Source organism: Ferruginibacter sp. (assembly GCF_031391665.1).
Classification (GTDB): domain Bacteria; phylum Bacteroidota; class Bacteroidia; order Chitinophagales; family Chitinophagaceae; genus Ferruginibacter.
Window position 1 is genome coordinate 38,055 of the sequence record NZ_JANMUN010000058.1, and the last position, 22,143, is coordinate 60,197.

Here is a 22,143-nt window from a genome sequence, read left to right on the forward strand (position 1 = left end):
ACAAAATAAAAAATTGCGTAAGCAATAAAAATAAAACGTAATCAACTTTTTCGTTTGTAAGAAAAGGTTAAAACAATTTTTATGAATTTTATAGAAGGAATAAAAGAAAAATTTAAAGAGTTTAAACCAACCAGTTGGGCTGTAGATAACCGTACGGCAGTGTATATTATTGCAGTGCTGATATCGGCATACGGATTATACACTTTTAATACCATGCCCAAAGAGCAGTTTCCGGATATTGTAGTGCCAACTATTTCGGTAGTAACAGTGTATGCCGGTAACTCACCAAAAGATATTGAGAACCTTGTTACAAGACCAATTGAAAAACAATTAAAAGGAATCAGCGGCGCTAAGGTTAAAAAAATTACCAGCACCTCCCAGGCCGATTACAGTTTGATTGTGACCGAGTTTGATACCGATGTAAAAACAGAAGTAGCCAAACAAAAAGTAAAAGATGCTATTGATAAAGCAAAAACAGATCTGCCTACCGATTTAACATCGGAGCCCGATGTAGCAGAGTTTGCCTTTAGCGAAATGCCCATCATGTTTGTAAACGTAAGCGGCGATTATGATGGAATAAAACTAAAACAGTATGCCGATAAAATGCAGGATAAGTTTGAAGAACTTACCGAAATTACCCGTGCAGAAATTGTGGGTGCGCCTGAACGTGAGATACAGGTAAATGTTGATCCGTATAAAATGAGCCAGGCACGGATAAGTTTTATGGATATTGAAAATGCCATAAGCAGAGAGAACAGGGATATTACAGGTGGTATGATTGAAGTGGGAGATATGCGCCGCACTATAAAAGTAAAAGGACAATTTACCAGCGCCTTAAACCTTAATAATATTGTAGTACGAAGCAGCGCACAAGGGGCTACGGTATATTTAAAAGATATTGCACAACTGGTAGATACCATTAAAGAAAAAGACAGTTATGCCCGGTTAGATGGAAAAAATGTGGTAACACTTAATATTGTAAAACGTGCCGGCGAAAATTTAATAAATGCAGCTGATAAAATAAAAGATATTGTTACCGAGATGAAGGCAAAAGAAGAATTGCCTAAAGATTTAAATGTAGTAATTACCGGCGATTTAAGTAAAGCCACCAAAACATCATTTAACGAACTGGTAAACACTATCATTATTGGTTTTGTTTTGGTGTTAATTATCCTCATGTTTTTTATGGGAGTAACCAATGCATTTTTTGTGGCATTGAGTGTGCCGTTGAGTGTGTTTGTGGCTTTTATGTTTTTGCCTTTGGCAGATGGTATTATTGGTACCACGGTTACACTAAATTTTATTGTACTGTTTGCACTGCTGCTGGGGCTGGGTATAATTGTGGATGATGCTATTGTAGTTATAGAAAATACACACCGTATTTATAACAATGGAAAAATACCTATTGTACGCAGTGCTAAAGAAGCTGCCGGAGAAGTTTTTATTCCGGTGTTAGCAGGTACGGCAACTACATTAGCACCTTTCTTTCCATTACTGTTATGGAAAGGATTAATTGGTAAGTTTATGATTTACCTGCCCACCATGCTCATACTTACTTTGGCAGCGTCGTTAATAGTAGCGTTTATTTTTAACCCGGTTTTTGCGGTAAGCTTTATGAAGCCCGAGGGCAAAGAATATGAAAAACCAAAAAGTGCTATCTGGAAAAATAAATGGTTTATCATTTTTGCAGTAGCAGGTGTTTTTTTGCATATTTCCGGCAACCACGGCATGGCTAATTTTTTATTAATGATGGCGTTGCTGATGGTATTTAATGCTTATGTTTTAAACGATGCCATACATGCTTTTCAAAAAAGAGTATTACCCAGTTTAATGAACCGTTACGAAAAATTATTAAAATGGATATTGGTGGGCTGGAGGCCGGTGTGGGCATTTGCATCTTTGTTTGGTTTGTTTATTATTTCAGTATTGCTCTTAATGGTTCGTGGTAACAAATCCACTTTCTTCCCAAGCGGCGATCCTAATTTTGTTTATGTGTACGTTAAATTACCTGTGGGTACCGATATTAAATACACCGACAGTGTTACACATTTATTAGAAGGCAGGGTGCAAAAAATTTTAGAAAAAGAATTGCCCACGCAACCTGGTGGTATTGTAGAAAGTATAATTACTAACGTAGCCGTTAGTGCCAATAATCCACGGGATAATAACAGAAGTGTGCAACCCAACTTAGGCCGCATACAGGTATCGTTTGTGGAGTACGATAAAAGAGAAGGTAAAAAAACATTGCCTTTTAAAGAAGAAATACGCAGGCAGATGGTGGGCATACCCGGTGCCAGCATTGAAGTGGCACAGGAAGATGGCGGGCCGCCTACTGACCCTCCGGTAAATATTGAAGTGCAGGGAGATAATTTTGAAAGCATTTCAAAAGTAGCCACCGACTTATCAAATTATATGGATACCAACCAGATTGATGGTATTGAAAACCTGCAGATGGATGTGGATTTAAACAGTCCGGAAATAAGTATAAATGTAGATAGAGAAAAAGCCATGATGGAAGGACTAAGCACCGGGCAGATTGGTATGGAAATTCGTACTGCTTTATTTGGTAAAGAAGTAAGTAAATTAAAAGATGGTGAAGATGAATATAAAATTCAGGTACGTACTATAGATTTGGTACGGCATAATATTACCGACCTGATGAACATGCGGATTACATTTATGGATATGAATACCATGAGGGTAAAAAGTATCCCAATAAGTTCTGTTGCCACTATTGATTATACTACTGCAACGGGAGCCGTAAAACGTAAAAATGTAAAACGCACCATACAATTGCAAAGTAATGTGCTGGATCCTACCATGGTGGGTAAAGTAAACGAAGAGTTGCAAATAAAACTGGATGATTTTAAAACCAAAAATAAAATACCGGCAGATGTTACTCTAAAATTAAGTGGCCAAAGCGAACAGGAAAAAGAAACTCAATCTTTTTTATTAAAAGCTTTGATAATTGCATTGGGTATAATATTTCTGATACTTGTGCTGCAGTTCAACAGTATCAGCAAACCATTTATTGTAATTACCGAAATATTCTTTAGTGTAATTGGCGTGTTGCTGGGCTATGCTTTAACCGGTATGACGATAGCTACCATTATGCTGGGTGTGGGTGTAATTGCACTGGCCGGTATTGTAATTAAAAACGGTATTTTATTAATAGAATTTACAGATGAATTGCGTGGCAGAGGTATGCGTACAAAAGCTGCTGCAATTGAAGCTGGTAAAATTCGTATTATACCGGTATTACTAACTGCCGTGGCTACCATATTAGGTTTGTTGCCTTTGGCCGTTGGTTTTAACATCGATTTTGTTTCGTTCTTCCAGCACCTTAATCCGCATATTTTCTTTGGTGGCGATAGTGTGGTTTTTTGGGGTCCATTAAGCTGGACGATGATATTTGGTTTAATCTTCGCCTTCTTTCTTACGCTGATAATGGTACCGAGCATGTATATTATTTCGGAAAGGTTACGAAGGCCAATGGAAAAATTTTATGGCACCAAGTTTATTGGCTTGTTAGGTTTTGCTGGTCCTTTCTTCTTTATATTTGTAGGTATTATGTATTTGGTAAGAAGGATGCAGGGCAAAAAAGTTTGGAACGGACAGTTGAAAGAAATTAAAAGGAAAGCATAAACATATTCCTGATATGAAAAATCTGCTATTAACAACTTCACCAAAGTTTTAAACGTTGGTAAAGTTTGCTTACTTAAATGCCGCACATTAAAATGGGCGGCATTTTTTTTGGCATGAAAATAGTGTTCAGTTATTTGTAACCTCATTGTATCATTTAAAAATAAAAATTATGGATAAGTTAGAATTTAAAGGCACCTGGAATGAAGTAAAGGGAAAAATAAAACAGGCTTATGCCGACCTTACAGATGATGACCTGAAATACGAAGAAGGAAAAGACGATGAGTTTTTGGGAAACCTTCAAAAAAAAGTTGGTAAGGGCCGTGATGAGTTAGTAAAGTGGATAAAATCATTGTAACAGTTTGTTTATAAAACAACATTCTAAAAGTTGTTTTATAATGCCGCCAAGCCATAGGCTTGACGGCATTGTTTTTTGCCAGTCATCATAATTTTATAGTTTCTTTTTTTTAATTGATATTATCTTCACAAAAAAATTACAGCCATGCGTACAAACCACGAAATTGATTACAAAATTTATGGAGAAGAATTACAGTTTGTAGAAATTGAATTGGATCCCAATGAAACAGCCATTGCAGAAAGTGGGGCTTTTATGATGATGGATAATGGTATTGAAATGCAAACTATTTTTGGCGATGGCAGTCAGCAGCAAAGCGGCGGGATACTGAACAAATTATTCAGTGCCGGTAAAAGATTGCTTGTAGGCGAAAGTTTATTTATGACTGCTTTTACCAACACCGGGCAGGGCAAAAAGAAAGTAAGTTTTGCATCGCCTTACACCGGTAAAATAATTGTGTTTGATTTGGCAGCCTTAGGCGGAAAGATCATTGCACAAAAAGATGCTTTTTTATGTGCAGCCAAAGGTGTTAGTATTGGTATTGAATTTCAAAGAAGATTGGGCACAGGTATTTTTGGTGGCGAAGGTTTTATAATGGAAAAATTAGAAGGCGATGGTTTGGCATTTGCACATGCAGGTGGTTATGTGGTAGAAAGAGAATTAAAAGCCGGAGAAATTTTAAAAGTAGATACCGGTTGTGTGGTGGCTTATACAGCCAATGTTGATTTTGATATTGAAATGGTGAGGGGTATTAAAAACTGGATGTTTGGCGGCGAAGGTTTATTTTTTGCAAAGTTGCAGGGCCCCGGTAAAGTGTGGTTACAAAGTTTACCCATCAGCCGTTTAGCCGGAAGGATAATGCAATACGGTTCTTATAAACGTAAAGAAGAAGGAAGTATTTTGGGTGGTTTGGGTAATTTACTGGATGGCAGGGAATAAGAAAGTATAAATAGTATAGTAAACGAAAAAGTTGGCAATTTTTAAAAATTGCCAACTTTTTAATAAAATAAATTTGGTGGCGCATTTTTATTAATCGTATATTTGCGATATAAGATTAAATATGAGTTTAAAACAACACTGGGAAAATGTTTTTACCACCAAGCAGGTAAACGAAGTAAGCTGGTACCAGCAAACACCACAGGAGTCTATCAACTTTATAACACAGCTTGCCTTGCCCAAAAATGCAGCAATAATTGATATTGGTGGTGGCGATAGTTTTTTGGTTGATCATTTGTTAAACATGGGTTATACCAATATTACTGTCTTGGATATTTCTCAGGCGGCAATCGATAAAGTAAAAAATAGGCTGGGTAAAAAAGCAACTACGGTTACATGGATTGTATCTAACATTTTAGATTTTAAAACTACTGTGCAATACGATTGCTGGCACGACAGAGCTGCTTTTCATTTTTTAACTACCCCAACAGAAGTAGAATCTTATCTGTCGATTGCACAAAAAAATGTAAAGCCTGCAGGTAAAATGATCATTGGTACTTTTTCTGATAACGGGCCGGAAAAGTGCAGCGGTTTACCCATAAAGCAGTACGATGAAAAATTACTCAGCAGTACATTGCAAAAATGGTTTACAAAAATAAAATGCATTACCACCAACCATATTACACCTTTTAAAACAGTTCAAAATTTTTTATTCTGCAGCTTTCAAAAATTAAGTATATAAAATGGCCATCCACAAAAAAGAAGCTTTTACTCAAAAGGAACAGGACCTGGCAGAATTTGCCAAAGCACTGGCACACCCTGCCCGTATTTCAATTTTAAAAATTCTGGCGCAGCACAACGAATGTATTTGCGGCGAGATAGTAGAAATATTACCATTGGCACAAAGCACGGTAAGCCAGCATTTAAAAGAATTAAAAAACGCAGGGTTAATTAATGGAACTGTAGATGGCCCACGCAGTTGCTACTGCATTAACTGGAAAGCTTTTGAAAAATTTATGGGAGAATTTAGTTTTCTGTTTAATAAATTAAAAATGCAGAACGAAAAGGCGTGTTGTTAAAAGCCCTGAAGCCCCTATCCCCTAAAGGTGGAAATGGAGTAGATCGAAGTGAAGATTAGCTTAGGGTGAGTCACTCCTTAAAGAGTGGCTCACCCGGCTAAGAAAAAAAGAGGTTTGCAATTTAAAATAGCTCCATAGGAGCTTAAGGTGGGTAGAATAAATAATGCAAGTTTCAAATCGTTCCGTAGGAACGACAGGTGCTAAAGCAAAACATAATTATAGCCCAGTAAAATTATTTTGTTGAAGAGTGTCTCGCCTTAGGCCAGACCAATGAAGATGAAAAAAAAATATTGCCGGGCTCAAAAAAAATTATTTTTTAACCTCCTCATTTTATAAAGTACGGATGAGGAACAAATAGTATAGCCATGAACAATGAATTAGAAATTAAAGACCTCGTAAGAGAAAAGTATGCCGCCATTGCGGAACAAAGTAAAGATCAGAATGCAACATCCTGTTGCGGTGCTACCTCCAGCTGCTGCGGCGATGAAGTATACAACATTATGGCAGATGATTACACCAAACTGGAAGGTTACAATGCTGATGCAGATTTAGGATTGGGTTGCGGTTTGCCCACTGAGTTTGCAAAAATAAAAACCGGTGATACCGTAATTGATTTAGGCAGCGGTGCCGGCAACGATGCGTTTATAGCCCGCCGTTTTGTGGGTGAAAATGGTAAAGTGCTGGGTATTGATTTTACAGCAGCCATGATTAAAAGAGCAAGAGAAAATGCCGATAAATTAAAACTGAATAATGTGGAGTTCAGGTTAGGCGATATTGATGATATGCCGGTTACCTGTAATTATGCCGACGTAATTGTAAGTAATTGTGTATTAAATTTAGTGCCCAACAAACATAAAGTTATAAGCGAAATTTACAGGGTATTAAAACCCGGCGGCCATTTTTCTATCAGTGATATTGTGCTGGAAGGCGAATTGCCGGCTAAATGGAAACAAGTGGCAGAGTTGTACGCAGGTTGTGTTAGCGGTGCTATACAAAGAGAAGTGTATCTGGAAATAATTGCATCGCTTGGTTTTAAAAATATTACCCTGCAAAAAGATAAGCCCATAATTATACCCGATAATATTTTAGCTAATTATTTAACTGCAGAAGAAATTGCAACTTATAAAAATGGTAAAACAAAAATTACAAGTATAACTGTATATGCAGAAAAACCTGCAAAGGATGAAAGAAATTGTTGTGAACCCGGAAGCGGATGTTGCTAAAGGAATTTTGTAATACTTTAATTAAAAAATAAAAAGTATGATAAGTGAAATAACAAAATCGCTTAATTTACAAGTTGCAATAGCTGAGCATGAGCGCCAGCAGGCAATAACTTTACTGCAGCAACATAAATTGCCTGTGGCAGATATTGACGAAGAAAAAATTCTTTATTTGTTGAAAGATGCTGAAAGAATAATCGGCACTGTTGGGGTAGAAATATTTGAAGATTGCGCCTTACTACGAAGTGTAAGTGTTGTAAAAGAAGAACAGAGTAAAGGCTACGGAAAATATATTAATGAAGAGATAGAAAAGTATGTAAAAGATGCAGGCATCAACTGTTTGTATTTATTAACCACAACAGCAAAAGATTTTTTTAGTAAACAGGGCTATTGTGTTATTAGCAGGGAAGAAGCACCGGCAGGTGTAAAACAAACTGCAGAGTTTACTTCCTTATGCCCTTCATCGGCAGTTGTTATGAAAAAGAAAATTTAAATACATGCTGATAAAAGCAACAGAAGCTGATTTTGATTTTTTTTACGGCCTGTATATGCACCCGCAGGTAAATCCATATTTGCTGTACGAAATAATGGATAAAAAAATGTTTAAACCCATTTTTGAGGAATTACTGCAGCAACAGGTATTGTATAAATTTACAGATGGGGTAACCGACGCCGGTATGTGCAAACTTGTGCTGCACCGCTTTAGAGACAGTCATAAAATGTACGTAGGCGGGTTGGCAGTGCATCCGGCACACTCAGGTAAAGGCTATGGTTTTTTGCTGATGCAGGATATTATTGCATTTGCAAAAGCCAATAACCGCAGCAGGGTCGACTTATCAGTTTCTACCGAAAATGAAAAAGCAATAACCCTTTATAAAAAATGTGGTTTTGTAATTGAGGGGACATTGAAAAATTTTACTTATTTTATTAAAGAAAACAGGTTTGGCGATGAGTATATGATGAGCTTATTAATTGCAAAAAAGGAAAATAATATGAAAAGTGAAATCACAAACAGCAACTCCATTCGCTACGATAACTCTCCCCTTCCCGGGGAGTTGGAGGGGGCTAAGAAACTGCTTTTTGTTTGTATAGAAAACAGCAACCGCAGCCAAATGAGCCAGGCGTTTGCAAAAATTATTGGTGGCGAAAATGTAGAAGCGTATAGCGCCGGCAGTAAACCCAGCGGCATTGTAAACCCCAAAGCAATTGCAGCAATGAAAGAGCTGGGCTACGATTTAAGTACACACGACAGTAAAAGTTTGGATGAAGTAAAAGCATTTGCACCTTTTGATGCCGTGGTAACCATGGGCTGCGGTGATGCCTGCCCCTGGATGCCCGCCCAAAAGTTTATCGACTGGGTGATACCTGATCCTAAACATATGGAACCGAAAGAGTTTAATGAGGTTAGGGATTTTATAAAGGAGAAAGTGGAAGAATTGATAAAAGAATTGGGTGTAAAAATTTAGTTAATAGTATAAAAGAGAAAAGGAGAAAAAAGATAAGTATTGCTTAACTCTTTTTTCTCCTTTTACCTCTTAGTAAATAATATTTTTTAATTTCTGCTGTTAAGTTTCGAAAGTAATCTTAGTATTTCAAGATATAACCAAACAATAGTTACGAGCAAACCAAAAGCACCATACCATTCCATATATTTCGGCGCTCCTAATTCAACCCCTTGTTCTATTCTGTCAAAATCTAAAATTAAATTTAATGCAGCCAGAGCAACAACAAAAACTGAAAAACCAATTCCTAATGCACTACCCTGAAAAAGAAATGAGGGAAGTGTTGCATCAAATCCCCAGCTCATTACCATGCAAACCAAATAAAATATAGCAATGCCTGCAGTTGCTACCATTACGATTGATTTAAATTTTTGTGTTGCCTTTATAATATTAAATTTATACAAAAGGTACATTCCTGCTACAACAGAAAAAGTTAAACCCACTGCCTGAAAAACTATACCTGAGTATCCACCGGCATAACCATCCTGTTTGCTGGAAAACCGGTATTCAAAATACGCAGACACAGCTCCTAAAAATAAACCTTCGCACAATGCAAATAAAGGCGTCAACCAGGGACTCCATTGCTGCTTAAACATCAGTATAATTGAAATCACTAAACCACTTACCGCACCCCCAATCATTAATGCATTGGAATTGCCGCCTTCCGCAGCTTCCTTCCACGAATAAAAAGCGGTAGCCATCGTCATCAAAAATAAAAAACCAAATTTTTGCATCGTACCTTTTACGGTCATTGCATTTTCATGTGTTACTACTTCATCCAGTATTGTATCTCTGAATCTTTTTTCAGATAAAGCCGGATTGCCAGATTCAAATAAAGCCATAGTTATAAATTTTAGATATTAAAAGTAAAGATTTTTTTATTAAACGTTTAAAAAACCATTTTAGTTTTTTAGCCCCGGATATTTACTCACCGTTTCAAAATTATATTCATCTTTTAACTTTAGTTTAATAATAAAATGCTTCAGCTCTGTGGAGTCGCTGGCATCTTCATACACCTGGTCGTGTGCCAGCAGTACCAAATGATTAGGTGTTTTATTTTTATTGTGGATAAACATACTGTCAATTTGCTGCAGCATTTCATCTCCGGTATTTTTAAGTTTAAGGCTGTCGTTATAATGCCATTCTAAATCCCAGCCTACTTCGGTAAATCCGTTGGCATATAAACTGTCGGCAGTGGCAGTGCTTGTTTTAATATCGGTTTTATTAATAGTTGCAGTGCGCCAAATATTTCGGCCGGGTGTACGAATAATGTTTGCAGATAAATGCAAACTGTCGGCACAGCGTATAAAATCTTTTATGGCACTGTCGGGCAGTGTGTAAAATTTTGCAAATTTATTTTGAAAAGCATGCGTATAACTGTGGTTGGCAATTTCAAAATATTTGCAGGCAATAAGGCTGTCGAAAATTGCCGTCTGCTCTTTACTGCCATATACATGCTGCCCCACAATAAATAATGTAACCGGAATTTTTTCTTCCTTAACAATATGCATCATTTTTTTGGTGCCCCTGTTTGGCCCATCATCAAAAGTGAGGTAAATAGTTTTTGTTTTCTTTTTTGGTAAAGAAGTGGTTACCGTTTTGCTGGTGCTGTCGGGTAAAGAAAATTGAATGGTAGCTACCGAGGCTGTTGTTTCGGTTTTGTAATAATTGCAGGCGGTAAAAACAACAGTAATAAAAGTGGTTCTTAAAATTTGTGAAGCGGCTTGCTCCGCTTCGGGGTCAGGGTCCATAATGGTTTTGGTTATAAATTTTATTTGTTTAGTGAAGATATTAGTACGGTAGATGTGTTTCCAAATTTGCATTGTTAAATAAAGTATAATCCTAAATGCAGAGAAAATATTCAATGATCAATATGCAATGTTCAACGCTCAATAAAAATGCACAGATAGACAATCTTAAACGGCTTTATTATTTACCAGTTCTTCATTGAAAATTTAATATTGAAAATTGAGTGTTAAATATTTCTCGTAATACGATAACTGGAAAATACCTAAACCCCTCAACCATTCCCCTCAACTTTGTATATTTGCGGCATGGAACAATTGCTCAATCAAATAACAGCACTTAAAGAAGAAATTACTGCATTTAATGGCGGCGATGCTGAAACATTCAGAATTAAATACCTTGGTACAAAAGGGTTGGTAAAAACCATTATGGGAGAAATGAAAAATGTAGCTCCTGAAAATAAAAAAGAAGCCGGCCAGTTATTAAACGAATTCAAACTTTTTACCGAAGCAAAATATAGCGAACTTAATGAGGCTTCTTCTAAATCCGAAATCGGAAATCCGAAATCGGAAATTGATCTTACGCTTCCCGGAGACAACCTGCCTCTCGGCAGCCGCCACCCGATTAGTTTAGTAAAGAACAGAATTATTTCCATCTTTCAGCGCCTTGGTTTTGCAGTGGCAGAAGGGCCGGAAATTGAAGATGACTTTCATAATTTTTCTGCACTTAATCTTCCCGAAAATCATCCGGCACGTGACATGCAGGATACATTTTATATATCCCAAAATCCTGATTGGTTATTGCGTACACATACATCGAGTGTACAGGTACGTGAAATGCAAAAAGGAAAATTACCCATCAGAATTATTTGCCCGGGCAGGGTGTACCGTAACGAAACGATTAGTGCAAGGGCACATTGTTTTTTTCACCAGGTAGAAGGTTTATACATTGCAGATAATGTAAGCTTTGCCGATCTTAAACAAACGCTGTATTTTTTTGTACAGGAAATGTTTGGTGCCGATGTTAAGGTTCGTTTTCGCCCCAGTTATTTTCCTTTTACCGAACCGAGTGCAGAGATGGATATCAGCTGTTTAATTTGTGGCGGCACTGGTTGTAATGTTTGTAAACACACCGGCTGGGTAGAAATTTTAGGTTGTGGAATGGTGCACCCTAATGTTTTAGATAATTGCGGTATCGACAGTAATAAATACACCGGCTTTGCCTTTGGTATGGGTATAGAAAGAATAACCATGTTGAAATATCAAATAAAAGATTTGCGTTTGTTCAGCGAAAATGATTTGCGCTTTTTAAAACAATTTACCAGTGCGGTGTAAAAGCTTTTTAATTTAATTCACCATTTCCCCATAAAAAAATCTGCAATGAAAATTCTTATTTTTCTAACCCTGCTTACATTTTCAATTACTTTAAATGCCCAAAACGCCAACATAACCTGGGGCGATGAATTTAAACTTAAAAAAGGAAGTACCGATTTAGAAGTAATGCATACCGATAATACCGGTGTGTATGTAAAAGAATCGCACTTTGCTTTAAAAAGTTATTTTGTAATTGCTGCTTCAGTAAGAGAGTCGGCAACTTTAACCAAATTAAACAAAGATTTGAAAGAAGAATACAGCAATAATTTTAATAAAGAATTAAAGGGTAAAGAATATGAAAGTTTTTTCTTCTTAAAAAATAAATTGTTTTTACTGGCTACAGATTACAGTAAAAAAGAAAAAACACTTACACTTTTTGCAGCAGAAATTGATAAAGCATCGGGTGAGCTTTCAGGCGAATTTACAGAAGTAACCAGTTGGCAAAAGGATGATAAAAAAGAAGACATTAGTTTTAAAGCAACTTACAATGCCGACAGTACTAAAATGGTTTTAGTAAGTACCATTGAAGGAAGAGAAAAAAATAATTACGAGGTGCGGCAGTTTGATGATAACATGAAAGCATTGGGAAAACCAGTTGCGATAAGCAACGAATTTGATCCTAAAACTTTTCAGTTAGAAGATGTGGTTTATACATCAGCCGGCAATGTGGTATTAATTGGCAGAGAGTATGAATACCAGGAAGGCAAAAAGAAAAGAAATAAGTTTTTAGATTTTAAAAATTACAGTGTTCGTATTTACAATAATGATGGTAAACAAATAAAAGAAATTAATACCGCCATTAACGCCAAATGGTTGGTAAGCACAAAAGTAATGCAACTGCCTGCAAAGGATCTGGTGCTGGCTGCATTTTACAGCGATGAAAAAAGAGGGCGTGAAATTAATGGTATGCTGGTGCAAAGAATTAATCCGCTAACAGGAGATATAATATCCACCAGCCAAAAAGATATTAATACCGCAATGATAAGTGCAGTGGAAGATGATAACGCAGACGATGATGATGACGAAAGCAGGAAAGAAAGAAAAGAGCGTGAAAAACTGGAAAAAATTCAAAATGAAGAAGATGGGTTTTCTAAATACATGCGCTTTCGCAATTTTATTTATACAGAAGATAAAGGCCTGATTATTCTTGCAGAAAAATATAACAGTTATACTTACACCACCACCACTTACCAGCCGGGATCGGGCACTATGCCGGGCAGAACGACTACCACAACTTACCGGGTATTTGAGTGTGGCGATATTATGATGAGTAAAATAGATGCCGCAGGAAATATTGGCTGGCTGAACATAGCACCAAAGCAACAACGGGAGGTAATTCAAACAAGTTCCGGTGGCTCAACAGGTTTAAATTTTAGCTTTTTCAGAGGTGGATTTAACTGGCCATTTTATGCAGGCTATGGCGTATTGCCTGGCACCCATTCGCTCAACATTATTTTTAATGATCATAAAAAAAATGATAATGTTTTGCAGCTTGGCCAAAAAGTAAAAAAGATAAGTTATTTTAGAAAATCGGAATGCTTTGCCATTAATTTAAATACCACAACAGGAAAGTACACCCGCAGTAATTTATTCAGTAACAGGGAAGTACCCACTGCAATGCCACGGCTTAGTTCTGTTTTAGGAAGAGATATGTATTTGATTGGAAAAGAAGACAGGATTTTAGGCAAAACAAAAATTGCAGTTGCCCGTTTAACTATAAAATAATTGTGTAAGCAATTTAATTTTTATATGGGGAAAAAAGTCCTCAATTAAATGTTTGGAAAAACGAAAATTGATTTAAACAGGCTTAGGCCTGTTTTTTTATGCTTAAAAATTTAAAAAGTGTTGTTTGGCATTATAATTGAAAATTTGGGATTGCACAATGTTGCATCAAAATTTAATATTATGAAGAACAGTATTTTTAAAACAACTTTAGTTGCTATTTTAATTGCGGCAGGTTTTGCCGCCTGCTCGGTTTCAAAAGAAGCCAGAACTACTAAAAGAACAATTAATGGTAACTGGATATTACAAACTATTACCACAGAAGGAATTACCGGTATTGCAAAAACTACAATTTTTAACGAGGCAGAATTCAGCTGTTTTATTGGCAGCGAATGGAATTTTATTGCCAACAACAGTATGGGCAGTTATACTATTGTAGATAATAAAAAGGGCTGCCCTGCAATTAAAAGATTTATCCGCTGGAGCATTTACGAACCGAAAGATTCTGCCAATGAATTTCAGTTTAAAAGACTGGACGATAAAAAAAATGCGATGGATGATGGCGCTGGTTACAGGCTAAGTTTTACTGAATTGGAAAAAGACAAGATGAAATTAAAAACAACCATCACTTTTAACGGAAACCCGGCAGCACTCATTTATAATTTTGTAAGAAAATAAATTTTAAATTTAAAAATAACTTTTATGAAAAAAATATACGGTAAAACAATTTTAGTGTCGGCAGCAATAGCTTTGATTATATCAGGCTGCAGCACAGTAAAAAAGACAAATAAGGCCGAACGTGGTGCTGTAATTGGTGCTGCAGGCGGTGCAGTAATTGGCGGTGTTATTGGTAATAATGTGGGTAATAAAAACAATACTGTTTTGGGTGCTGTTATTGGCGGTGTTATTGGCGGTGTTGCAGGCGGTATTATTGGTAATAAAATGGATAAGCAGGCAGAAAAAATAAAAACTGAAATTCCGGGTGCCGAAGTAGAAAGAGTGGGTGAAGGTATTATTGTTTCTTTTCCCGATAAAAATCCTGATGGCTCTAAAATGGGCGTGTATTTCGATTTTAATAAAGCCAGCATCACTTCCAATTCTAAATTGGCTTTAGATAAATTGGTTAAGATATTTAACGAATATCCTGAGACAAATATTTTGGTAGAAGGGCATACTGATGATAAAGGAACAGACAGTTATAATCTTGCCTTATCACAAAAAAGAGCAGATGCGGTGGGAGATTATTTAAAAAATCAGGGTATTGCTTCATCAAGGTTATCCATAAAATGGTATGGCGAAGCACAGCCAAAAGTAGAAAATGAAACTGAAGCCGGCAGGGCCGAAAACCGAAGAGTGGAATTTGGTATTACAGCTAACGAAAAAATGAAAGCAGAAGCTCAAAAAGAAGCAGGAAATAATTAAAGCCCTATCGTAAATTAAAAAAATGCATTGCTGTATTTCAGTAATGCATTTTATTTTTCAACCACAACGTTATTAATTTTAATTAATGCGTTGGCAGTAATGACGGCTCATAAAAAATTTCTCCTGGTAATATTTTTATTTATAAATTAATTTTTGCTGTTAATATCCCATCAATAAAAAGACATGCAGTACCTTTTATTTTTTCCAATTCGCTAACTGCAATTTTATTTTTTCCTTTTTGGTAAATTTCATTGTCTGCAATTCTGCCACTTATTTCTCCTTTTTCATTTAAAATAATTACAGATGCTTTTCCATCAAAAGGCATTATAAACTCAAAGCCTTTATCATTGGTGTTAACAGCATTTTGCCCTTGTGTAATTACAGAAAATACCGGTATGCCGCCGGAGTTGCAATTGGCAATCCAGGCTTTAAATTTTTCGCCGGTTGATGCATTTGCCCTGAAGTTTTCGGTAAGTGTTACATAATCCTGCGCTTTGTAAAATACTTCGGTATTAAATCCACCTGTAAGGGTTACGGATGAACTTATGGTGAGTGCTTCATAAAATTTATAACCTGAAGTATTACCTGCAAGACCAAGCCCTGCTAAACAGGCAGTATGCGTATCGCTGCGCCATATACCACGGCCAAATGTGCTGGCATAAATACTGGTACCTCTTATATGCAATTCCGTTATAGGAATACGGGGTAAAAAATTAGTGTAGGGCTGCCAGTCATTCATGGTGGAGCTTTTAAAAAATACCCCAATATCAGTACCGATGTAAGCATCTAAATTATCATCAATGGCAATACAATTTACAGGCACATCGGGCAATGTGCCGGAAAGATTACTCCAGCTGTCGCCGGCATTATTACTGTAATAAACTTTTTGTCCATCAGTAAAACCACCCATAGTTACCCAAACCCTGTTGGAATTAGCAGGATCAACTGCAATGCCGGTTATTTTTGTTATGGTTTCTGGAAAGCCGGGTTTTTCCTGCAAGTCTGTCCAGTTATCACCTTCATCATCGCTGCGCTGTAACTTTTTGTTTAACTGGGCACCTGCATCGTTCCATTCGTCGCCACCGGATGCATAAATTCTGTTGCTGTTACTGGGGCATGTAATTAGTGCCCAGCGGCCGCTGCCCCCCATATTTGTCCAGGTAATGCCGCCATTAGTGGTTTTATAAATACTGCCGCTGCTGGTGTAAGCAATGTTGTTGTTAAAATAAGAAATGGCAATTGTTTTGTACCAGTCGTCAGGAATGTTTGCAGCACCTGTTTGTGCGTAAGTGGTAAATCCGGCATCGGTTTTATATACTCTTTTGTTAATTGCAAAGTATGCAGGCCCGGTAGTGTTATGATTAAAACGGCAGGAATAACCATCTCCGTTAGCTACATGATTAAAAATGGTAGTAAAACCACTGCGCCGGTTAATGCCATTATCCTGTGCACCAGCAAGCATAATATCGTTGTCGGATTCCGATACATCAAAATGATAAAACTGGGTGTTGGAAAAACCGCTGTATCCAAACTGAATGGTAGTGCCGTCATCAGTACTTTTATGTACGCCGCCATCTGTACCTAAATATAAATCCCCGTCTAACGGATTAAAGGTTACTTCATGCACATCGGCATGGGTGTAATTGCTGAGGTTTGCATCGCTGCGCTGATTAATTTGTGCAAATGTTGAAGCCCCGTTAGTGCTTCTAAAAATATCTAACGAACCTATTATAACCAAATTGGCATTAGTGGGTGATACTGCAATATTGTGCATATACGCAGTGCTGGCCACCAGCGAAACACTGGTTGTTCTTTGTGTAAAATTATCACCACTGTTAGTGCTGCGGTAAACACCTTTATTAAAATCGTTGCCATTACCATCGGTGTAGCCTGCAAACACATATACATAACTGGAATTGGCAGGCGTTACTGCAATGGCTATCCTTGTGCAGGAGCCAATGGCAACATCAAAATTATTATTTTGATTGGTAAACGAAAAACCGCCATTGGTGGAAATAAAAAAAGTATTGCCGCTTGCTGCATACACAACCGTGCTGCTGCCGGGCTTAAACTCCACATCATAATATTTTGCTGTATCATTCGAAACCAACTCCCAGGTTATACCGCCATTTGTAGTTCTGTATAAACCTTCGCTTGTTGCGGCAATAAGCAAATTAGCGTTATTAGGATTTTGTACTAATTTATAACACACATAAAAACCTGTAATACCAAAGTCGCCCGTTTTATTCCAGGTTACTCCGCCATCGGTAGATTTTAAAACGCCAATTGATGGCCGTATATAATCAAAGCCCTGCACAAAACCAAAGTCGCCTAAATTACTGTCGCCATCGCCAGTTAAAATATAAATATCATTAGCATCGGCCCAGCTTACCACTACACCAGAAATGCCTACATTAGAAATATTGTTAGAAACAATTGACCAGGTTAATCCACCAGTAGTGCTTTTCCATAAACCCGAGCATGGTGTACCTGCATAAATAATATCGGGGTCAGATGGATGAAAAGCCATACGGTCAACCCTGCCCTGACCACGGGCATCGTTTGTTACGCTGGTAACATTGTTAGTAGGGCCAACCAGCGACCAGCTTCCATAAGAATTTTCTACCGCATTGGGTTGTAGCGGTGCCTGATACTTGTTGGCTTCTTCAAAAGTTTTTTCAGCGTAATTAAAAATATTGCCATCTTTATCCTGCCTGTTTTCCAGGTATAATAAATTACGGGCTAAAAATTTTTCCTGCCGTTCGTAATAGCGTTTTGTAATGGCATCGTTGGCAAAAACATCCTGTTTTTGTTTTACATAGCTCATCATTTCATAAGCATAACGGCTGAAGGATCTGTCATTCCCTAATTTTTGTATTACGGCTGCCGGCTGATTAAACTGTGCAAAACCTGTTATGGCTATTAATAAAAATAATATTGATTGAAATAACTTTTTCATTGTAACACTTTTTAATAATTATGTTATTTCGATTTTAGCAGATCAATTTCTTTTTTCAATTCTAAAATGTATAAAGTGAGCTCTTCAATTTTTTCCATCATGCGTTTGTTTGTATCACCCAGTTCAATGCCATTTGCTTTTACTTCTGCAGCGGGTAAAATACCGGGCAGGTGTTTATTTTCATTTATAAATTTTTGCAGATCGGATAATGGCATCAGTTTATATTCTTTTGCAAAAACATAATCGGGCCAGTCGGCATCAAGCTGCACCCTCACTTCTTCGCACATTAATTTTCCATTTAAACTCATTCGGTAACCATTGGCTACTTTATACGATGAACCAATGGCAACATTGCCGGCACTGTCAATAAAAAAACGGTCACCGCCGTTGGTGCGGATAATAAATTTTCCATTGTTATTACTTGCTAATGTTCCCAGCTTCATATCATTGCCGGTTATGTTGATGAAATTTTTATTGACACCAGTTTCATCTTCAAAATTTATTTGGGCACCAGTTGAGGTAGAGGACCGCAAGCCCATATCGTCATATACGTGCAGCTTATAAGCAGGGCTGCTAACTTGAATGCCTACGTTACCCGTACTTTCAAAAAGCCCCGGCGGCGGTACCAACACAAGGTTGGTAGCCGGGCATGGGTTGGGGAAGCACAAAGAACTTCCGGGATCAGGTTTAATGGTCATGGTTGTTGAAGAAGTTGATATTTCTCCTTTTAAAGAAGTGGCATTATAAAAACCCATTGTGCCATTTAAAGAAAGCAATTTTGGCGAAAAAGCACTCAGTCCAAAACCAATACCTGCATTTCCAAATGAGTCAATGGTCATACGCCGGATTCCTCCGCCGGTGTACAGGCTTATCATTCCATTTATTTCCTGGTTATAAATAAGAAAATCTTTATTGAATGCACCTATAAAAGTGCCATCACTGCTGCTGCTGCCGGTTTCATTATTAGTAAAACGGGCATAGCCAAAACCAACCGGGTCGTGAATATGCAGTTTACTGTGCGGCGAGGCTGTACCAATACCTACGTTATTTTGCGCTGACAGCTGAAAATAAATGAGTGTAAAAAATAGTATTAATAGTTTTTTCATTTTTATTATTTTTAAAATGAACAACTAAAATATATTGGTTTAACTGCCCTTGCAAGAATGATTTATTTTACGGTTTAAAACAATTATTTTACGGTAAGTATCCGTTTGTAAAAACGTATTTTAGCGCTTTAATTTAAAAAGGATGATTAACACCATTTGCGTTATTGGCGCCGGCACCATGGGTAGCGGCATTGCTCAGGTTGCTGCACAAAACGGTTTTTATACGTTGCTGTTTGATATTAATAGCGAAGTGCTGGATAAAGCAAAATTATCTTTGCAAAAAAACTTGCTGTATTTATTTGATAAACAAAAAATTACTGCAGCAGAAAAAGAAAATATTTTCAACCGCATTAAATTTATAAACGATACCAACGATTGCATTGCCGATGTTTTTATTGAAGCTATTGTAGAAAAAGTAGCAGCTAAAGTTGCCATCTTTAATCAACTGGCAGAGATCAATCACAGCGAAGTAATTTTTGCTACCAATACTTCTTCATTATCTGTTTCGGATATACAGGCCAAAGTAATTCATCCGCAAAGAGTGGTGGGTATGCATTTTTTTAATCCGGCTCCTGTAATGAAACTGGTAGAAGTGGTAAAGGGAAATCAAACTGCTTATGAAGCAGCGCAAACTGTTTACGAACTCTGCAAACAACTGAATAAAACGCCTGTGCTTTGTAAAGATGCCCCCGGCTTTATTGTAAACCGTGTGGCCCGCCATTATTATTTAGAAGCCATGAAATTAGTAGAACAGGGCATTGCAAGTTTTGAAACGGTGGATGAAATTATGGAGGCAACCGGTTTTAAAATGGGGCCGTTTAAATTAATGGATTTAATTGGCATGGATGTAAACCTTGCCGTATCGCAAAGTATGTACAATGCTTTTGATAAGGCAGAACGTTTTACTCCATCAGCAATACAAATTGATAAAGTGGCTAAAGGAGAACTGGGTAAAAAAACGGGCAAAGGTTTTTATCAATATTAAGAAAGTAATTTTTTAGTTTTTGTCTTCATATACCATATCGCTGCTAAACGAAACTGCATTACTGGTTTCTTTTCAAAATAGTATTGATGAAATCATCAATGAAAAAGTAATTGCATTAAAGCAGGCATTTGCAAAAAATAATTTTAAAGGATATATTGAAACAGTGCCGGCTTATGCTTCGCTTGCCATTTTTTATGATGTGGCAATTGTAAAAAAAAATTATACTGCTGCCACAACCGCTTTTGAATTTGTAAAAAATTTTACTGATCAATTGATAAGTGAAATAAATTTTACCAACACATCAAAAAGTAATCTCGTCGCCATTCCTGTTTATTATAATGGAGAAGATTTGGAGTATGTTGCATTGCTGCATAATATTTCTGCAGAAGAAGTCATCAGTACACACACATCAAAACCATACCGTGTTTTTATGATTGGTTTTTTACCGGGCTTTGCTTACATGGGTAAAGTAGATGAAAGTATTGCCACGCCACGTTTAGCAACGCCACGTACAAATGTAAAAGCAGGCAGTGTAGGCATTGCAGGTTTTCAAACAGGTATTTATCCTTTACAATCGCCGGGTGGTTGGCAAATAATTGGGCAGACACCCATTAAAATTTTTGATGCCAAAAAAGATAATCCCTGTTTATTGCAGGCAGGCGATAGCGTACAATTTATTTCTATTAATAAAGATGAGTTTGAAAAATTAAATGAGTATTAAAATTATTAAAGCGGGAGTATTAACCACATTGCAGGATGGTGGAAGAAGCGGCTGGCGAAGCATGGGCATTGGCAGCGGCGGTACCATGGATATTTTTGCCATGAGTGTTGCAAATTATTTAGCGGGCAACGACGAGGGAAACGCAGCGATAGAAATTAATTTTCCTGCGCCAGAAATTTTATTTCAGCAGGATGCAATAATAAGTTTAACAGGCGCTGATTTTTTAGCCACAATAAATGAAAGGGCATTACCTATATGGAGAACACTATTGGTAAAAAAAGATTCGGTCTTAAAATTTAAACAACCTGTTCAAGGCACAAAATTATATTTGGCAGTACATGGTGGCTTGCAGGCAGAAAACTGGTTAGGCAGTTGCAGTACCCATTTAAAAGTTGGTGCAGGCGGTTATTTAGGAAGGGCTTTACAAAAAGATGATACCATAAATTTTAATAAAACTCATTTTTCCTGCAATGAAAATAAAATTTTATCCTGGCATGTTTCTCAACACGAACTGGATAAAATTTATCTGCCACAAAATAATATTCGCTGTATAAAAAGTACAGAATGGGATTTAATGAACGAAGTATCTAAACAAAATATTATCAGTAATGATTTTATTATTTCAAACCAAAGCGACAGAATGGGGTACCGCTTAAATAGTAAACCGCTTTTATTACAACAATCAACAGAATTAATTTCTTCTGCAGTTGATACAGGTACTGTTCAATTACTTCCCGATGGTAACTGTATTGTATTGATGGCCGATCATCAAACTACAGGTGGTTACCCCCGCATTGCATCTGTTATAAAAACTGATTTACCCAAACTGGCACAAATAAAATCGGGACAGTCTTTTAATTTTATAATAGTTTCGTTATCCGAAGCAGAAGATGCTTTACTGGCAATGCAGCAAACTTTGCATGAAATAAAAAATGCCAGTCACCTCAACATAAAAAAATATTTATAACATTGATAGATATTAACTGCGATATGGGAGAAGGTATGGGCAACGAAAAGGAACTGATGCCTTTTATCAGTTCTGCAAATATTGCCTGTGGTTATCATGCCGGTGACGCTGCAACTATAAAAGAGGTAATCAATCTTTGTTTGCAATACAATGTTAATGTTGGTGCACATCCTTCTTTTTTTGACAAAGAAAATTTTGGCAGAACTACTATGCAATTATCTCCGCAGGAAATTTATACTATTGTTACTGATCAATTAAAAATAATAAATACAATTGCAATGGAATGCGGAGCCACATTGCATCATGTAAAACCGCATGGCGCATTATACAATATGGCTGCAAAAGATATTGTTACAGCTATCGCAATAGCAAATGCGGTAAAAGATTTTGATGAAAGGCTTATTTATT

General features: G+C 36.9%; 20 protein-coding genes. 16 read left to right on the top strand and 4 right to left on the bottom strand.

Features of this window, described 5'->3' with window-relative positions:
• The first annotated feature begins 81 nt into the window (after positions 1 to 81).
• From ACY651_RS04365 to ACY651_RS04400, 8 genes are all read left to right on the top strand, one after another.
• Positions 82 to 3,645: an efflux RND transporter permease subunit gene (locus ACY651_RS04365; RefSeq protein WP_462250079.1), complete on the top strand. Its 3,564-nt coding sequence runs from the start codon at positions 82 to 84 to the stop codon at positions 3,643 to 3,645.
• Positions 3,646 to 3,814: 169 nt separating this feature from the next.
• The gene (locus ACY651_RS04370; RefSeq protein ID WP_462250081.1) at positions 3,815 to 4,000 is read left to right on the top strand and encodes a CsbD family protein; all 186 of its coding nucleotides are present in this window, start codon (positions 3,815 to 3,817) and stop codon (positions 3,998 to 4,000) included.
• A 144-nt stretch (positions 4,001 to 4,144) separates the two neighbouring features.
• On the top strand, positions 4,145 to 4,936 hold the full coding sequence (locus tag ACY651_RS04375; protein ID WP_462250083.1) for a TIGR00266 family protein: 792 nt from the start codon (positions 4,145 to 4,147) through the stop codon (positions 4,934 to 4,936).
• Positions 4,937 to 5,057: 121 nt separating this feature from the next.
• A complete protein-coding gene (locus ACY651_RS04380) occupies positions 5,058 to 5,675 on the top strand; it encodes a class I SAM-dependent methyltransferase (RefSeq protein WP_462250085.1) in 618 nt (205 codons plus the stop codon).
• A 1-nt stretch (position 5,676) separates the two neighbouring features.
• A complete protein-coding gene (locus tag ACY651_RS04385) occupies positions 5,677 to 6,012 on the top strand; it encodes an ArsR/SmtB family transcription factor (protein WP_462250087.1) in 336 nt (111 codons plus the stop codon).
• Positions 6,013 to 6,377: 365 nt separating this feature from the next.
• Entirely contained in the window at positions 6,378 to 7,235 is an 858-nt protein-coding gene (locus ACY651_RS04390) for an arsenite methyltransferase (protein ID WP_462250089.1), read from the top strand.
• Positions 7,236 to 7,272: 37 nt separating this feature from the next.
• On the top strand, positions 7,273 to 7,725 hold the full coding sequence (gene arsN2, locus ACY651_RS04395) for an arsenic resistance N-acetyltransferase ArsN2 (protein ID WP_462250091.1): 453 nt from the start codon (positions 7,273 to 7,275) through the stop codon (positions 7,723 to 7,725).
• A 4-nt stretch (positions 7,726 to 7,729) separates the two neighbouring features.
• Complete coding sequence (locus ACY651_RS04400) at positions 7,730 to 8,698, top strand: GNAT family N-acetyltransferase (RefSeq protein ID WP_462250093.1); 969 nt, start codon at positions 7,730 to 7,732, stop codon at positions 8,696 to 8,698.
• An 86-nt stretch (positions 8,699 to 8,784) separates the two neighbouring features.
• Here the strand turns inward: ACY651_RS04400 and ACY651_RS04405 are convergent, their stop codons facing one another.
• Together ACY651_RS04405 and ACY651_RS04410 are read right to left on the bottom strand one after the other, a co-directional pair.
• Positions 8,785 to 9,576 (bottom strand): Bax inhibitor-1/YccA family protein, encoded by a 792-nt coding sequence (locus ACY651_RS04405; protein ID WP_462250095.1) that lies wholly within the window; start codon positions 9,574 to 9,576, stop codon positions 8,785 to 8,787.
• 60 nt (positions 9,577 to 9,636) lie between these two features.
• A complete protein-coding gene (locus ACY651_RS04410; protein ID WP_462250097.1) occupies positions 9,637 to 10,557 on the bottom strand; it encodes a polysaccharide deacetylase family protein in 921 nt (306 codons plus the stop codon).
• A 231-nt stretch (positions 10,558 to 10,788) separates the two neighbouring features.
• On the opposite strand from ACY651_RS04410, the gene pheS reads away from it, so the two are divergent.
• The 4 genes from pheS to ACY651_RS04430 all read left to right on the top strand — a co-directional run bounded on the left by pheS (position 10,789) and on the right by ACY651_RS04430 (position 14,997).
• Positions 10,789 to 11,814 carry a phenylalanine--tRNA ligase subunit alpha gene (pheS, locus tag ACY651_RS04415; RefSeq protein ID WP_462250099.1) on the top strand — a complete coding sequence of 342 codons (1,026 nt, stop codon included), beginning with the start codon at positions 10,789 to 10,791 and terminating at the stop codon, positions 11,812 to 11,814.
• A 45-nt stretch (positions 11,815 to 11,859) separates the two neighbouring features.
• Complete coding sequence (locus ACY651_RS04420) at positions 11,860 to 13,578, top strand: hypothetical protein (RefSeq protein ID WP_462250101.1); 1,719 nt, start codon at positions 11,860 to 11,862, stop codon at positions 13,576 to 13,578.
• A gap of 180 nt (positions 13,579 to 13,758) precedes the next feature.
• Positions 13,759 to 14,253 carry a hypothetical protein gene (locus ACY651_RS04425; protein ID WP_462250103.1) on the top strand — a complete coding sequence of 165 codons (495 nt, stop codon included), beginning with the start codon at positions 13,759 to 13,761 and terminating at the stop codon, positions 14,251 to 14,253.
• Positions 14,254 to 14,277: 24 nt separating this feature from the next.
• Positions 14,278 to 14,997 carry an OmpA family protein gene (locus ACY651_RS04430; RefSeq protein WP_462250105.1) on the top strand — a complete coding sequence of 240 codons (720 nt, stop codon included), beginning with the start codon at positions 14,278 to 14,280 and terminating at the stop codon, positions 14,995 to 14,997.
• A 139-nt stretch (positions 14,998 to 15,136) separates the two neighbouring features.
• On the opposite strand, the gene ACY651_RS04435 is transcribed toward ACY651_RS04430, so the two are convergent.
• Both ACY651_RS04435 and ACY651_RS04440 read right to left on the bottom strand, forming a co-directional pair.
• Positions 15,137 to 17,956, bottom strand: coding sequence for a WD40/YVTN/BNR-like repeat-containing protein (locus tag ACY651_RS04435; RefSeq protein WP_462250107.1), 2,820 nt, complete (start codon positions 17,954 to 17,956; stop codon positions 15,137 to 15,139).
• A 23-nt stretch (positions 17,957 to 17,979) separates the two neighbouring features.
• The gene (locus ACY651_RS04440) at positions 17,980 to 19,062 is read right to left on the bottom strand and encodes a hypothetical protein (protein ID WP_462250109.1); all 1,083 of its coding nucleotides are present in this window, start codon (positions 19,060 to 19,062) and stop codon (positions 17,980 to 17,982) included.
• A 142-nt stretch (positions 19,063 to 19,204) separates the two neighbouring features.
• Between ACY651_RS04440 and ACY651_RS04445 the strand changes: the two genes are divergently transcribed.
• The 4 genes from ACY651_RS04445 to ACY651_RS04460 all read left to right on the top strand — a co-directional run.
• Positions 19,205 to 20,047, top strand: coding sequence for a 3-hydroxyacyl-CoA dehydrogenase family protein (locus ACY651_RS04445; RefSeq protein WP_462250111.1), 843 nt, complete (start codon positions 19,205 to 19,207; stop codon positions 20,045 to 20,047).
• A gap of 19 nt (positions 20,048 to 20,066) precedes the next feature.
• Positions 20,067 to 20,768 carry a 5-oxoprolinase subunit PxpB gene (pxpB, locus tag ACY651_RS04450; protein ID WP_462250113.1) on the top strand — a complete coding sequence of 234 codons (702 nt, stop codon included), beginning with the start codon at positions 20,067 to 20,069 and terminating at the stop codon, positions 20,766 to 20,768.
• Positions 20,758 to 21,735 (top strand): 5-oxoprolinase subunit C family protein, encoded by a 978-nt coding sequence (locus tag ACY651_RS04455; protein ID WP_462250115.1) that lies wholly within the window; start codon positions 20,758 to 20,760, stop codon positions 21,733 to 21,735. Before pxpB ends, ACY651_RS04455 begins: the two co-directional genes overlap by 11 nt.
• Before the next feature lie 2 nt (positions 21,736 to 21,737).
• Positions 21,738 to 22,143, top strand: a 406-nt coding sequence (locus tag ACY651_RS04460; RefSeq protein WP_462250117.1) for a LamB/YcsF family protein, incomplete at its 3' end; no start/stop codon positions are given.

Excerpts from the sequence above, each read along its gene's own strand:
- ACY651_RS04365 (WP_462250079.1), top strand. The coding sequence starts at position 82 with ATGAATTTTATAGAAGGAATAAAAGAAAAATTTAAAGAGTTTAAACCA.
- ACY651_RS04370 (WP_462250081.1), top strand. The coding sequence starts at position 3,815 with ATGGATAAGTTAGAATTTAAAGGCACCTGGAATGAAGTAAAGGGAAAA.
- ACY651_RS04375 (WP_462250083.1), top strand. The coding sequence starts at position 4,145 with ATGCGTACAAACCACGAAATTGATTACAAAATTTATGGAGAAGAATTA.
- ACY651_RS04380 (WP_462250085.1), top strand. The coding sequence starts at position 5,058 with ATGAGTTTAAAACAACACTGGGAAAATGTTTTTACCACCAAGCAGGTA.
- ACY651_RS04385 (WP_462250087.1), top strand. The coding sequence starts at position 5,677 with ATGGCCATCCACAAAAAAGAAGCTTTTACTCAAAAGGAACAGGACCTG.
- ACY651_RS04390 (WP_462250089.1), top strand. The coding sequence starts at position 6,378 with ATGAACAATGAATTAGAAATTAAAGACCTCGTAAGAGAAAAGTATGCC.
- arsN2 (WP_462250091.1), top strand. The coding sequence starts at position 7,273 with ATGATAAGTGAAATAACAAAATCGCTTAATTTACAAGTTGCAATAGCT.
- ACY651_RS04400 (WP_462250093.1), top strand. The coding sequence starts at position 7,730 with ATGCTGATAAAAGCAACAGAAGCTGATTTTGATTTTTTTTACGGCCTG.
- ACY651_RS04405 (WP_462250095.1), bottom strand. The coding sequence starts at position 9,576 with ATGGCTTTATTTGAATCTGGCAATCCGGCTTTATCTGAAAAAAGATTC.
- ACY651_RS04410 (WP_462250097.1), bottom strand. The coding sequence starts at position 10,557 with ATGCAAATTTGGAAACACATCTACCGTACTAATATCTTCACTAAACAA.
- pheS (WP_462250099.1), top strand. The coding sequence starts at position 10,789 with ATGGAACAATTGCTCAATCAAATAACAGCACTTAAAGAAGAAATTACT.
- ACY651_RS04420 (WP_462250101.1), top strand. The coding sequence starts at position 11,860 with ATGAAAATTCTTATTTTTCTAACCCTGCTTACATTTTCAATTACTTTA.
- ACY651_RS04425 (WP_462250103.1), top strand. The coding sequence starts at position 13,759 with ATGAAGAACAGTATTTTTAAAACAACTTTAGTTGCTATTTTAATTGCG.
- ACY651_RS04430 (WP_462250105.1), top strand. The coding sequence starts at position 14,278 with ATGAAAAAAATATACGGTAAAACAATTTTAGTGTCGGCAGCAATAGCT.
- ACY651_RS04435 (WP_462250107.1), bottom strand. The coding sequence starts at position 17,956 with ATGAAAAAGTTATTTCAATCAATATTATTTTTATTAATAGCCATAACA.
- ACY651_RS04440 (WP_462250109.1), bottom strand. The coding sequence starts at position 19,062 with ATGAAAAAACTATTAATACTATTTTTTACACTCATTTATTTTCAGCTG.
- ACY651_RS04445 (WP_462250111.1), top strand. The coding sequence starts at position 19,205 with ATGATTAACACCATTTGCGTTATTGGCGCCGGCACCATGGGTAGCGGC.
- ACY651_RS04455 (WP_462250115.1), top strand. The coding sequence starts at position 20,758 with ATGAGTATTAAAATTATTAAAGCGGGAGTATTAACCACATTGCAGGAT.